12 protein-coding genes are annotated in these 12625 nt (G+C 67.0%); 7 read left to right on the top strand and 5 right to left on the bottom strand.

The genetic code is table 11. The features are described 5' to 3' along the window. Positions 1 to 151 precede the first annotated feature (151 nt). Positions 152 to 658 (top strand): PA2169 family four-helix-bundle protein, encoded by a 507-nt coding sequence (locus HNP98_RS10685; protein ID WP_173810068.1) that lies wholly within the window; start codon positions 152 to 154, stop codon positions 656 to 658. 173 nt (positions 659 to 831) lie between these two features. On the opposite strand, the gene HNP98_RS10690 is transcribed toward HNP98_RS10685, so the two are convergent. Then, the gene (locus HNP98_RS10690) at positions 832 to 2718 is read right to left on the bottom strand and encodes a glycoside hydrolase family 35 protein (RefSeq protein ID WP_217425732.1); all 1887 of its coding nucleotides are present in this window, start codon (positions 2716 to 2718) and stop codon (positions 832 to 834) included. 195 nt (positions 2719 to 2913) lie between these two features. On the opposite strand from HNP98_RS10690, the gene HNP98_RS10695 reads away from it, so the two are divergent. Further along, positions 2914 to 3624, top strand: coding sequence for a PA2169 family four-helix-bundle protein (locus HNP98_RS10695; protein WP_173810069.1), 711 nt, complete (start codon positions 2914 to 2916; stop codon positions 3622 to 3624). A gap of 170 nt (positions 3625 to 3794) precedes the next feature. Here HNP98_RS10695 and HNP98_RS10700 read toward each other — a convergent pair whose 3' ends face one another. Then, positions 3795 to 6365 carry an ABC transporter permease gene (locus HNP98_RS10700; protein WP_317171094.1) on the bottom strand — a complete coding sequence of 857 codons (2571 nt, stop codon included), beginning with the start codon at positions 6363 to 6365 and terminating at the stop codon, positions 3795 to 3797. Further along, on the bottom strand, positions 6358 to 7062 hold the full coding sequence (locus HNP98_RS10705; protein WP_173810070.1) for an ABC transporter ATP-binding protein: 705 nt from the start codon (positions 7060 to 7062) through the stop codon (positions 6358 to 6360). Before HNP98_RS10705 ends, HNP98_RS10700 begins: the two co-directional genes overlap by 8 nt. Positions 7063 to 7381: 319 nt before the next feature. On the opposite strand from HNP98_RS10705, the gene HNP98_RS10710 reads away from it, so the two are divergent. Then, a complete protein-coding gene (locus tag HNP98_RS10710; protein WP_173810071.1) occupies positions 7382 to 8068 on the top strand; it encodes an arylesterase in 687 nt (228 codons plus the stop codon). A 138-nt stretch (positions 8069 to 8206) separates the two neighbouring features. Continuing rightward, a complete protein-coding gene (locus HNP98_RS10715; RefSeq protein WP_173810072.1) occupies positions 8207 to 8731 on the top strand; it encodes a GNAT family N-acetyltransferase in 525 nt (174 codons plus the stop codon). A gap of 224 nt (positions 8732 to 8955) precedes the next feature. Here HNP98_RS10715 and HNP98_RS10720 read toward each other — a convergent pair whose 3' ends face one another. Then, positions 8956 to 9183: a hypothetical protein gene (locus HNP98_RS10720; protein ID WP_173810073.1), complete on the bottom strand. Its 228-nt coding sequence runs from the start codon at positions 9181 to 9183 to the stop codon at positions 8956 to 8958. A 98-nt stretch (positions 9184 to 9281) separates the two neighbouring features. Between HNP98_RS10720 and murI the strand changes: the two genes are divergently transcribed. Together murI and HNP98_RS10730 are read left to right on the top strand one after the other, a co-directional pair. Then, entirely contained in the window at positions 9282 to 10115 is an 834-nt protein-coding gene (gene murI, locus HNP98_RS10725) for a glutamate racemase (RefSeq protein ID WP_173810074.1), read from the top strand. A gap of 141 nt (positions 10116 to 10256) precedes the next feature. Beyond that, complete coding sequence (locus HNP98_RS10730) at positions 10257 to 11609, top strand: site-specific integrase (protein WP_173810075.1); 1353 nt, start codon at positions 10257 to 10259, stop codon at positions 11607 to 11609. A gap of 112 nt (positions 11610 to 11721) precedes the next feature. Here HNP98_RS10730 and HNP98_RS10735 read toward each other — a convergent pair whose 3' ends face one another. Further along, on the bottom strand, positions 11722 to 11916 hold the full coding sequence (locus HNP98_RS10735; RefSeq protein ID WP_173810076.1) for a hypothetical protein: 195 nt from the start codon (positions 11914 to 11916) through the stop codon (positions 11722 to 11724). Between the two features lie 71 nt (positions 11917 to 11987). Here HNP98_RS10735 and HNP98_RS10740 point away from each other — a divergent pair, with 71 nt between their 5' ends. Next, complete coding sequence (locus tag HNP98_RS10740) at positions 11988 to 12593, top strand: thermonuclease family protein (RefSeq protein WP_173810077.1); 606 nt, start codon at positions 11988 to 11990, stop codon at positions 12591 to 12593. Positions 12594 to 12625: the final 32 nt, after the last annotated feature.

The following is a 12625-nucleotide window of genomic DNA, read 5'->3' on the forward strand; positions in this document are numbered from 1 at the left end:
CTGGATTAAAATCTGTCTTAGCAACTTAATGCTCAGACGACTTGCTAAACGGGCAATATCCAAACCTGACGATTGATTTATCCTATACCCTCTTAAAGAGGCCAGCGACAAAACCGTCAGCGGCTTTAACCAGCTCAGCACCACCCAGAAAGTGGTGGGCGGGGCCCTGCTCACCCTGGCCCTGACCTACCTGGTAGCGCCCAAGAAAAAAGGCAAAGCCAAGCGCAAAGCCGCCGCTCTCGACGAGCTGCTGTTGTTCGTCAACGACCGCATCGAGGGCTACAAGCGCGCCGTGGCCGAAACCAAAGACGGCGATTTACGCAGCTACTACGAGCTGCTCGTGGCCCAGAGCCAGCACTTTGCCGGCACCCTAAACGATTACCTCCACAAGCTGGGCGGCGAGCGCGAGACCGGCACCACGCTCAAGGGCAAGCTGTACCGCAAGCTGATGGACGCCCAAGCCGCCGTAACCGGCCCCGACGAGAAATCCATCCTGGCCGCCAACGTGTTTGGCGAGCGCTGGGCCATCCGGGCGTACAAAAAGACGTTGCGCCACAAAGCCCTTAAGGGCGAGATGCGCGCCGCTGTAAAGAAGCAGTTCAGCCAGTCGAAGAAAACTTACAAGCACCTCAAGCAGCTGACGGCGCAGCAGAAGTAGGCGGCAGTAGGCGGCGCAGCCCGAAAGAACCCCCCGGGGCGGCCCTTGCAAGGGCCGCCCCGGGGGGTTCTTTTAGCGCGAAGACCCGGGGCTGGGACCCGCGTCCGGCTTTCGGTGCGTAGTAACTCTAGTGGCGGGCGGGCCACTACGCCCGCTGCAAACGGCCCGCCACGCTAATTGGTGCCGCCCGGTTTAGGGGAGGGGCCCGCGTCCAGGATCGGATGGTCGAGGCCAGCGAGGGTGGCCTGGGTGGGCTTGATTAGCTCCAGCACCACCACTTCGTTGGCCCCTTGGTGGAGCCACTCGGCGGGCACGTACAGGGTGCGCTGGGGGCCCACTTCCCAGTAACGGCCCAGGTGGTGGCCGTTCAGCCACACGCAGCCCTTGCCCCAGGGGCGCATGTCGAGGTAGGTGTCGCCCACCTGCGCCAGGCGGAAGGTGCCGCGCCGCAGCACCGGGGCCCCGGTGGCCGTGGCGGCGTAGGCGGGGGCCCTGGCGGCGGCCGGCGCGGCCCCGAACGGCAGGCGGAACTGCTGCCAGTTCAGCACCTCGCGGCCCTGGAACAGCACCTGCGCGGTGATGCCCTTGCGGTTGTCGTTCAGGTAGGTGCCGTAGTTGATGCGGCCCAGGTTTTCCACCAAAATGTCGAGCACGACGGGCCCCGCCGGCAGGCTGATTTGGGCGCTGTCCTGGCGCAGGCGGCGGTCGAGGGTGGCCACCCGCCGGCCGTTCACGAACACCAGGCCGTAGTCGCGCAGCTCCTTGATTTTCAGGAGGCCCGCCCGGCCGCCCGGCACCGTGGCGCGGTACAGCACGAAGCCGTAGGCCTGGTGCAGGGCCTCGAAGGTGAGGGGGCGGGCGCTGGCCACCGGCGCGGGCAGCCCGGCCAGCGCGCTGGCGGCGGGCCCCAGGGCAATGGGCGGCAGCGCAATGGCGGGCCGGGCGGCCGGCACGGCGGGCAGGGGGGGCTGGTCGGCGGGCCGGTACTTCTCAATCACGCCGCGGAAGGCCCGGAACTTGGGCGTGGCGTTGCCGGCCTCGTCGAGGGGCGCGTCGTAGTCGTAGCTGCTGGTTTGGGGCTCGTAGCCGGTGCCGGGGCCCTTGTAGTTGGCCCCGTTCAGGTAGCCGCGGGTGGTGCCGCCGTGGAACATGTACATGTTGATGGACAAGCCGGCCCGCAGCACCGAGTCGAGGGGCGCGACGAACTGGGCCGCCGGCACGGTGTGGTGCGGGGCCCCCCACCAGTCGAACCACGCCGGGTACCACTCGGCGATGTAGAAGGGCCCCTGGCCGCCGTGGTTGGCCCGCACCAGCTGCCGCACCTCGCGGGGCCGGTCAAGGCCGTTCACGGCGGGCAGCAGGCCGGGCAGGTGGCCCTTGGCCACGTCGTTGGCCGGGTCGCAGGTGTAGAGCAGGCCGTCGAAGCCGGCTTGCTCGAACAGCTGCTTGTTCAGGGCCAGGTAGGCCTGGTCGTGGCCGTACGAGCCGTACTCGTTCTCGACCTGCACCATGAGCACGGGGCCCCCGTGGCCCACTTGCAGCGGGGCCAGCTGCCGGGCCACGGCGGTGAGGTAGCGCCGGTAGGCGGCCACGTACTGGGGCTCCAGGCTGCGCACCTGCAGGCCGGGCGTGTTTTGCAGCCAGTAGGGGTAGCCGCCGAATTCCCACTCGGCGCACACGTAGGGGCTGGGCCGCAGGATGACCCAGAGGCCTTCTTCCTGGGCAGTTTTCACGAAGGCGGCCACGTCGTTGTTGCCCGTGAAGTCGAAGCGGCCCGGCTCGGGCTCGTGCAGGTTCCAGAACACGTAGGTGCCGATGGTGTTCAGCCCCATGGCCTTGGCCATGCGCAGGCGGGCCCGCCAGGCTTCGCGCGGGATGCGCGGGTAGTGCATTTCGCCCGAAATCATCTGGAACGGCTTGCCGTCGAGCAGGAAGTTATCGGGGCCCAGGGCGAAGGTGTGGCGGGCCGTTTGGGGGGCCTGGGCCCGCGCCTCGGGCAGGGCCAGGGCCGCCAGGGCGGCCAGCAGCAGGTAGCAAAAGCAGCGCATGGAACGGGTCATTTGCAGGAGTCGAAAAAACAAGAAAGCTCCGCCGCGTGCGGCTGGCCGCAAATGCGCCCGGCCGCAAAGATGAATGCGCGGGCCCGCACATGCGCGGGCCGCCCGCCGAAGATAAGGGCCGCGCTAAGCTCCACTTAACGACTCGGTCCCGGGCCCGTATAACCGAGGGTTCTTAAATAAACTTCTTTTAGTAACATGAAACAGCCCATCAACCCCACGCCCGCCGACCAGCCCACCAACCCCACGCCCGCCGACCAGCCCACCGGCCTGCTCGACCAAGCCCGGCACGCCCTCACCGACGGCACAATGGCCGATTTAATTGAAAAAGTACCGGCTTCGCTCAAAGAAGCCAGCGACAAGACCGTCAGCGGCTTTAAACAGCTCAGCACCACCCAGAAAGTGGTGGGCGGCGCACTGCTCACCCTGGCCCTGACTTACCTGGTAGCGCCCAAAAAGAAAGGCAAAGCCAAACGCAAAGCCGCCGCCCTCGACCAGCTGCTGCTCTTCGTGAATGACCGCATCGAGGGCTACAAGCGCGCCGTGGCCGAAACCAAAGACGGCGATTTGCGCAGCTACTACGAGCTGCTCGTGGCCCAGAGCCAGCACTTTGCCGGCACCCTGAACGACTACCTCACCAAGCTGGGCGGCGAGCGCGAAACCGGCACCACGCTCAAAGGCAAGCTGTACCGCAAGCTGATGGACGCCCAAGCCGCCGTAACCGGCCGCGACGAAAAGGCCATCCTGGCCGCCAACGTCTTCGGTGAGCGCTGGGCCATCCGGGCGTACAAAAAGGCGTTGAGCCGCAAAGCCCTCAAGGGCGAGATGCGCAACGCCGTAAAGAAGCAGTTCAGCCAGTCGAAAAAGACATACAAGCACCTCAAGCAACTGACGGCGCAACAGAAGTAGGCGGCCCTGCCTAAAAAAAGCCCCCGGCGCGGCCCTTGCAAGGGCCGCGCCGGGGGCTTTTCGCTGTTAAGTTGTCAGGTGTCAGTTGTTAGTTATCAGTCGTTAGCAACGTATTCAGTTATTGACTGACAACGAGCAACTAACAACTGACAACTAATGCCTGAAAACGCCTACCCCTCGGCCCGCAGCACCTCCAGCGGCGGGCGGGTCAGCACGTCGCGGCTGTTGAAGAGGCCGATGGCGGCGGTGAGGGCTGCCACGCCCGCCGCGATGGCCAGCAGCGGCAGCGGGTTGGGCGCGTAGGGCGTCTCGAACACCCAGAGGGCCAGGGCCCAGGCCGCCAGCGCGGCCAGCACGATGCCGGCCAGGGCGGCCAGCAGGCCCAGCAGGGCGTACTCGACCAGCGTGATGCGCAGGATTTGGCGGCGGCTGGCCCCCAGCGTGCGCAGCAGCACGCTTTCGCGGGTGCGCTGGTAGCGGCTCACTACCACCGAGCTGGCCAGCACCAGCAGGCCGGTGGCAATGCTGAAGCCCGCCATGAAGCGAATCACAAAGGAAATCTTGCTCAAAATATCGTCCACGGTTTGCAAAATCAGCCCCAAATCGAGGGCCGATACGTTGGGGAACTGCCGCACCAGGGCCTGCTGCACCGCGCCCAGCGCCGCCGTGTTGGGCGTGCGCGTGAGGATGACGTGGAACTGCGGGGCCCCTTCCAGCACGCCCTTCGGAAAGAGCACCAGGAAGTTGGTTTGCACCCGGCTCCAGTCCACCTCGCGGGTGCCGCCCACGACGGTGACCAGCGGGGCCCCCTGCACGTTGAAGGTGAGCGTGTCGCCCAATTTCAGCTTGGCCCGCTCGAAATACGAGTCGTCCACCGACACGTAGGGCAGGCCGCCGGGGCCCAGGCGGGGCAGGGTGCCGGTTTTTAGCTTCTCGCTGGGGCTCAGCGTGTCGCGGTAGGTCACGCGGTACTCGCGCGACAGAATCCAGTTTGGGATGCCCTTGCCGCCGGCGGTGTCTTTCTTCAGCTGCGTCACGGTGCGGCGGTTAATGGCCGAGAGGCGCATCGTCACGATGGGCACGCGCTGCATGATGGGCAGGCCGCGCTGGGCGAGCAGGGCCTCCACGCCGGCGCGTTGCGCGGGCTGGATGTCGTAGAGCACCAGGTTGGGCTGCTTGCCCGTGCTGGCGGTAACCAGGCGGCCCAGCAGCAGGCCCTGGGTGAGGTAGAGCGTGGCCAGCAGAAACGTGCCCAGCCCGATGGAAGTGATGAGCACCAGCGTCTGGTTCTGGGGCCGGTAGAGGTTGGCCAGGCCCTGCCGCCACACGTAGCCCCAGCCGCCGGGGAAGTAGCGGCGCACGGCCCACGTCAGCAGCCAGCCCAGGCCGGCCAGGGCCCCCAGCGCCGCCGCCAGCCCCGCGCCGAAGCCCAGGGCCAGCTTCCACTCGCGGGTTTGCAGGTAGGCGAAGCCGAAAATGCCGGCCGCCAGCACCGCCACCACCAGCCCCCGCAGCGGGTCGGGCGCGGCCGTGTCGGCCTCGAAGGCGGCCCGCAGCACCCGCAGCGGGGCCACCCGCCGGATGCTGAGCAGTGGCAGCAGCGCAAACAGCACCGCCAGCCCCAGCCCCGCGCCCACGCCCGTGGCAATGGCCGGCCACGACACGCCCACGCGCACCGCCACCGGCAAAAAATCACCCAAAACCTTAGGCAAAATAGCTTGCACGCCCGCGCCCAGCGCGGCCCCAATCAGGGCCCCCAGCAGCCCCAGCCCAGCCGTCTGAATCAAATAAATGAGCAGCGCCTGCCGGCCGCTGGCCCCCAGGCAGCGCAGCACGGCCACGGCGGCCAGCTTTTCGCGCACGTAGAGACTGACCGTGCTGGCCACGCCCACGCAGCCCAGCAGCAGCGCCACGAAGGCCACCAGGCTCAGGTAGCGCGTCAGGTCGTGGAAGGCGCGGCCGGTGCGCTGCTGCCGGTTGGCCACGGTGTCGGAGTCGATGTTGGCCTGGTCGAACCGGGTCTCGAGGGGCTTGATGAGGGCCGCCACGTCCACGGTGGGCGCGAACTTGAAATATTGCTTGTACTGCACCCGGCTGCCGCGCTGCACCAAGCCTGTGGCCGCCACCAGGGCCCCTGGCACGAACACCGTGGGGGCCACCGCGCTGCCCAGGCCCGACTGCCCCGGCGTGTGCAGCACCTTCCCGATGATGAGCAGGCTGAGCCTACCCACCCGCACCGAGTCGCCCACCCGGGCCCCGAATTGGCTCAGCAGCACGTCGTCCACCAGGGCCCCGCGGCCGGCGCGGTAGCCGGCCACGGCCGCCCGCGGCTGCACGTCCCACTCGCCATAATATGGAAAGCCGCCGCTGATGCCGCGCACCTGCGCCAGCCGCACCCCCTGCACCCGCGGAAACTGCACCAGCGAGCCAAACGCCCGCTCCTGCGCCTGCACCGGGCTCAGCCGCCGCAGCGTGGGCACCAGGGCCGAGTCGAACGGCTGGCTGCTGGAGAGCACCAAATCGGCCCCCACCAGCTCGCGGGCCTGCTCGTTGATGCTGCGGGCCAGGTTGTCGCCGAACGAGTTGATGCCCACCAGCGCCGCGATGCCCAGCGCCACGCCCGCCACGAACAGAAACAGCCGGCCGCGCCCGCGGCGGCTGTCGCGCCACGCCATGCGCAGCAGCCAGCCCAGGCCCGCGGCGGGCCGGGGGGGCGAATCAGAGACCAGGGTATTAGGCACGGAGCGGGGCAGTGGGTTCGTTGCGGTAATCTTCCTGCACGCTGCCGCCGCGCACGCGCAGCGTGCGCTGGGTGCGGGCGGCCAGCTCCAAATCGTGGGTTACGAGCACGAGCGTGGTGCCGGCTTCGCGGTTCAGCTCGAAGAGCAGGTTCACCACCGTTTCGCTGGTGTCGGGGTCGAGGTTGCCGGTGGGCTCGTCGGCGAAGAGCAGGGCGGGGCGGTTGGCGAAGGCGCGGGCCAGGCTCACGCGCTGCTGCTCGCCGCCCGAGAGCTGGGCCGGGTAGTGGTGGGCGCGCTTGCCCAGGCCCACGCGCTCGAGCAGGGCCCGGGCCGAGGCGGCGCTGTCTTTCTCGCCGCGCAGCTCCTGGGGCACCTGCACGTTTTCGAGGGCCGTGAGGGTGGGCAGCAGCTGGAAGTTCTGGAAGATGAAGCCCACGTGCTGGTTGCGCACCGCCGCCCGCTGGTCCTCGCCCAGCTCGTCGAGCCGGATGCCCTTGAGCCACACGCTGCCCGCGGTGGCGCGGTCGAGGCCGGCGCACAGGCCCAGCAGCGTGGTTTTGCCGCTGCCCGAGGGCCCCACGATGGCCAGCGTGTCGCCGGCCCCGATTTCAAAGCTCACGCTGTGCAGCACCGTCAGCGGCGCGCCCCCCGCGCTGGGGTAGGCCTTGGTGAGGTTTTCGACTTTAAGAATGCTCATTGAAAATATACTAGCGAGAGGAGAGGGCCGGGGCCCGAACAGGAAAGACGCAGAAATCAACCAAATACTTGATACCAAAACGTCATGCTGAGCGCAGCGCAGCGGAGTCGAAGCATCTCTACTGCTCTACTATTACAATCGATTAGTTTACTGCCGCAGTAGAGATGCTTCAACTCCGCTGCGCTGCGCTCAGCATGACGGCCTATAATTTTCATAGCCCGCGTCCGACTGCCCCCATAACGCCCCAACCCCCTTCATCGTTTGAGGAGCGGGCCAAACTTTCGCCCGCCGCCCCGGCTTCTGCCCCAAACCCTGCTCCATGAAACTGCCGCTGCCGCTGGTTGCCGCGCTGCTCGCCCTCGGGCTGGGCGCGTGCAACTCCAATCCCAACGCCCCCGAAAAAACGCCGGCTGCCGCGTCCGGGGCCCCCGTGGCGCTGCCCGTGCCCGACACTAAGAAGCGCGTCCTCTTCTTCGGTAATAGCATCACCGCCGGCCTGGGCGTGGAGCCCGAAGAGGCCTTCCCGGCCCTGATTGGCCAGAAAATCGACTCCGCGAAGCTGAATTACGAAGCCATCAACGCCGGCCTGAGCGGCGAAACCACCGCCGGGGGCCGCAGCCGCGTGGGCTGGGTGCTGCGCCAGCCGGTGGCCGTGTTCGTGCTCGAGCTGGGCGGCAACGACGGCCTGCGCGGCCTGCCCCTCACCGACACCCGCCAGAACCTGCAGGGCATCATCGACACGGTGCGCCGCCGCAGCCCCGGGGCCCAAATCGTGCTGGCCGGCATGCAGATTCCGCCCAACCTGGGCCAGGCCTACGCCGCCGATTTCAAAAAGCTTTACCAGGAAATTTCCGACAAAAACCACGTCACGCTCATTCCCTTCCTGCTGGTGGGCGTGGGCGGCGACCCCAAGCTGAACCAGAAAGACGGCATCCACCCCACGCCGGCCGGCCACCGCATCGTGGCCCGCACCGTGTGGGGCGTGCTCCAGCCGCTGCTGCATTAGTAGGTGGTGCTTGGTGCTTAGGTTTGAATGCAAAACATCCTGAATACGAAGCACCAGTCGCTAAGCACTACCCATGACCATCCCCACAAGTGGCAAGCGTCGGGCGGCATTGATTTCATGCGACGCTAAGCACTACCCATGACCATCCCCACCCTCGAAACTGAGCGGCTGCGGCTGCGCGGCCACTACCCCGCCGACCTGGTGCCCTTCCTGGCCATGTGGCAGGAGCCGGCTTTCTACCGGTACCTGGCCGGCCAGCCGCTGCCCGAAGAAGACGTGTGGACCAAGATGCTGCGCCACGCCGGGGTGTGGGCCCTGTGCGGCTACGGCTACTGGGCGGTGGAAGAAAAAGCCACCGGCCAATTCATCGGCAACGTGGGCTTTGGGGAGTGGCAGCGTGCCCTCGAGCCCTCCATCAAAGGCTACCCGGAAATCGGCTGGGTGCTGGCCCCGCGGGCCCACGGCCGGGGCTACGCCGCCGAGGCCGCCCGAGCCGTCCTGGCCTGGGGCGACGCCCACTTCGCCCAGAAGCGCACGGTGTGCCTCATCGACGAAGACAACGCGCCGTCGCTGCGCCTGGCGGCCAAGTGCGGCTACCGCGAATTCAGCCGCACCGCGTACAAAGCGCACCCCATCGTGCTGCTGGAGCGGTTTGCTGCCTAGTGCTGCCGGAGCGGTTCGGTACCAAATAGCTTATTGATAGCCTGGTTCCAGTGGGCGGTCTTGCCGGGCGCCGCCGAGGCATCGCGCGTGCCGCAGTAACTCAATCAGCGCAACGACGCACACGCAATGCCTCGGCGGCGCCCGGCAGGACTGTTCCTGTACTTAACGTTAAATCAGGGAACCAGGGAACAAGGAACCGCCTGCCCTGCGGGCCCGGCCTCCAGCTAAATCACCCGCAGGCCGTCCGGGTCCACTTCGTCGCGCAGCAGCTCGAGGTGGCGGTAGGCGAGGGGCCGGCCGTCGTCGGTGCTGAGGCCGGGCAGGGCGGTGCGGGCCGCGTCGAGGGTGAGCTGGGTGAGCTTGCGGGCCCCCAGGTAAATGGCCACCGGCCGGCCCCGGCGCGGGTCGTGGGCCGCCAGGGCGTGGTCGATTTCGGCCAGAACGGTGCTCATGGCGGCGGGTTGGGCTACGGGTTGAAGGCAGAAATATAGGCCCTGAACGGGCGAAAACCCGGGCCGCCGCGCCGGGGCCGCCCGGCTACCTTTGCCCCATGAACCCACTCGCTGACCCCGCCCTGGCCGCCCGGCCCATCGGCTTGTTCGACTCCGGCATCGGGGGCCTCACCGTGGCCCGGGCCGTGGCCCGGCGCCTGCCCCACGAGCGGCTGGTGTACTTCGGCGACACGGCCCACCTGCCCTACGGCGACAAAAGCACCGCCGCCATCCAGGCCTACGCCGTCAAAATCTGCGACCTGCTGCTGCGCCAGCACTGCAAGCTGATTATGATTGCCTGCAACTCGGCGTCGGCCGCCGCCTACGAGCTGGTGCGCGAGTACGTGGGCAGCAAAGCCCGGGTGCTGAACGTGATCGACCCCATTGTGGCCCACGTGGGCCAGCGCTACGCCGGCCGCACCGTGGGCCTCATCGGCACCAAGCAAACCGTCAACTCCAACGCCTACAAGAAGAAAATCGACGCCCTCGACGCGGGCGTGGACCTGCGCAGCCTGGCCACCCCGCTCCTGGTGCCGATGATTGAGGAAGGGTTTTTTCAGAACAAAATCTCCGACGACATCATCGCCAGCTACCTCGGCCACCCCGCGCTGGCCGGCATCGACGCCCTGGTGCTGGCCTGCACCCACTACCCGCTCATCAAAACGCAGCTGGAGCGCCACTACGCCGGCCGCGTCGATGTGCTCGACGCCTCCGACGTGGTGGCGGCCGACGCCGCGGCCTACCTGGCCGCCCAGGGCCTGCTGGCCCCGGCCCCCGGCACAGCGCCCGCGCACCACTTCTACGTGTCCGATTTCACGCCCTCGTTCGAGGAAAGCACCCGGCTGTTTTTTGGCCAGGAAGTGCGGCTGGAGCACTACCCGCTCTGGGAGTAAGGTTATATACTATGTCAGGGCTAGAAAATACCCTTCTCACACGTTATAAACAGGTTTTTTGCCTTTCGCATTGTACTTAGTTTTTGGCTTGTATTTGAATTTACCCCGCGGTTATCGCCCCACTGGCTGCCCCACTTAATTATGAAAGTTTCCTACATCCTTCGCGCTGATAAGATGAGTACCGCCGGGCTGGCCCCGGTGCATGTGGTTATTCACTATGATGGTAAGCGGCTGAAAGCCGGCATCGGTGAGAAGTGCCGCCCGGTGAACTGGAACCAGAAAGGCCAGAAGTTTTGCGGCCAGATGGAGGGCAAGGGGGAGGCGAACGACTACTTGAAAAAGCTGTCGGAACGGCTATACCAGCTGTACCGCAAGCTGCGGGGCGACGGGACGCCCGTAACTAAGGAGGCCCTGCTGGCGGTGGTGCAGCCGGTGGTGGCGGCGGAAGTGAAGCCTGCGCCGGCAGAGCCGCCGATGGTGGGGCGGTTCGGGGATTTCATGGACACGATGCGCGGCATGGGCTACGCGCCGAACACGCTGAGCCACTACGGGACGGTGCGCAACACCCTGGGCCGGTTTCTGGCCTCGGTGGGGCGGCCCGAGCTGCCGCTTTCGGAATGGGATATGGCCCGCCATCAGCAATTCGTGGGCTACCTGCGGGAGGTGCAGGGCCTGGCCGATAACGCGGTGTTCTCGACCATCAAGGACATGAAAGCGTTTTTCCGGCACCTGGAAAGTGAGCGGGGCGAAAAGCTGGCGCTGGACTTGGCGAAGGTGCAGCTGCGTTACTCGGACCCGGTGAAGGTGTACCTCACAGCCGATGATCTGGCGGCCCTGGCCTCGGCCATGCTGCCGACGTGGATGGTATCGGTACGGGACGTGTTTTTGTTCTGCTGCTACACGGGACTGCGCTTTTCGGACGTGCAGGCGCTGCACGGGGGCAACCTGCACGCGCTGGGCGCGGACGGCAGCGGCGGGCGGGTGCTGCGGCTAATTCAGACTAAGACGCGCACGGCGGTGAGCATTTTTCTGACCTCGGCGGCTTCGGCGCTGCTCGACAAATACGCCGGCCCGGCGCGGTCGGGACTGGGGGCCAAGCTGATGCCGGTGCGGGTGAACACGGCCATGAACCGCGCGATAAAGCGCGTGGGTGAGCTGGCGGGCCTTACCCGGCTGGTGGAAGTGGTGAGCACGCCCGGCGGCCGGGTCGAGAAGAAGGCGGTGCCGCTATTCGAGCTGCTGAGTATGCACACGGCCCGCCACACGTTCGCGGTGCAAAGCCTGATGCGCGGAATGCCGGTGGTGGTGCTGCAAAAGGTGCTGGGCCACGCCCACATTCAAACCACGATGCGCTACGCGCAGGTGGTGGAAGAAATGCAGCACGACGTGATGCGGGCGACCTGGGACGGGCCGGCCGCGCCGGCTCAGCGCACGGCTACCGACAAGTCAGCTTTATCGGAAACCATCTGTGCGGCGGAATCGGCGGCTGCCTGAACCACCGAGCGGCGTAGCAGCAGGTGCCCGGCCTTTGCCCTGTCTCGTCCGGCTGGGGCGGCGGTACTGTAGGGTGGCTCTATCCATACTCTAGCCATACTCGAGCCATACTCTAGCTACGGTTCAGGGCGCGGGAAACTTCGGCCTCGGGCAGGCCGGTGAACTGGCAGAATTCGCCCACGCTAACGTAGGAGCCGGCCGGCTTGCCCAGCTTGGTGCGGATGCGCTGCAACAGGCGCTTGCCGGCGGTGTACTGGTTGCCGGTGAGCTGGGCCGCCTGCTTGGGGTAAATGCAGACCTGGGGCATGATGGGGGCTTTTGGGGTATAGTTGACCGGACGAATATACAACCGCTAAAACCGGGCCGTAGGTTCGGGTCATGGTTCGCAAACGGGTTATTTCGGTACTGGTGGGGGTAGGGTTGGCGGGGGCGCTGGCGGCGGGGTGCGTGGGCACGCGCTCCGACGATTTTTCGGCGTTGTCGCTGACTGGCCGCGCCGCCGCGGCCGCGGAGGCGGCCCGCGTGGTGCGCGTCGTCGACGCGGACACCTACATTCTGTTGTCGGGGTCGAGCACCTACCGGCTGCGGCTGCTCGGGGTGGATGCCCCGGAGCACGACCAGGCGTTCGGGCCCCAAGCCACCGACTCGGTGGCGCGGCTGCTGGCCCCGGGGCGGGTGGTGCTGGTGGCGAAAGCGGGCCTGGACCTGTACGGCCGGACGCTGGGCATGGTGCTGCTGCCGACCTCTACGGTGGCCGCGACGGGCCGGCCGGTGCCGCTGGATTCGTTGCTGGTGATGCGCGGTTGGGCCTGGGCTTTCGACCCCAACCGCACAGTGGCGGCGCGGGCCGCGCAGCAAGTCGCGGCGCAGCAGGCCGGGCGCGGGCTGTGGAAATGCGGCGCGGCCGGTGCGGTGCCGCCCAAGCTGTGGCGATCCTTCAACGCAACAATCAAGCGGCGCTACCAGGGTACTTGCACCTGGTAGCAGCGCCGCGTAAGCGAAAGCAAGGGGTTCAC

Origin of the sequence: Hymenobacter caeli, from assembly GCF_013294115.1 — a bacterium.
Classification (GTDB): domain Bacteria; phylum Bacteroidota; class Bacteroidia; order Cytophagales; family Hymenobacteraceae; genus Hymenobacter; species Hymenobacter caeli.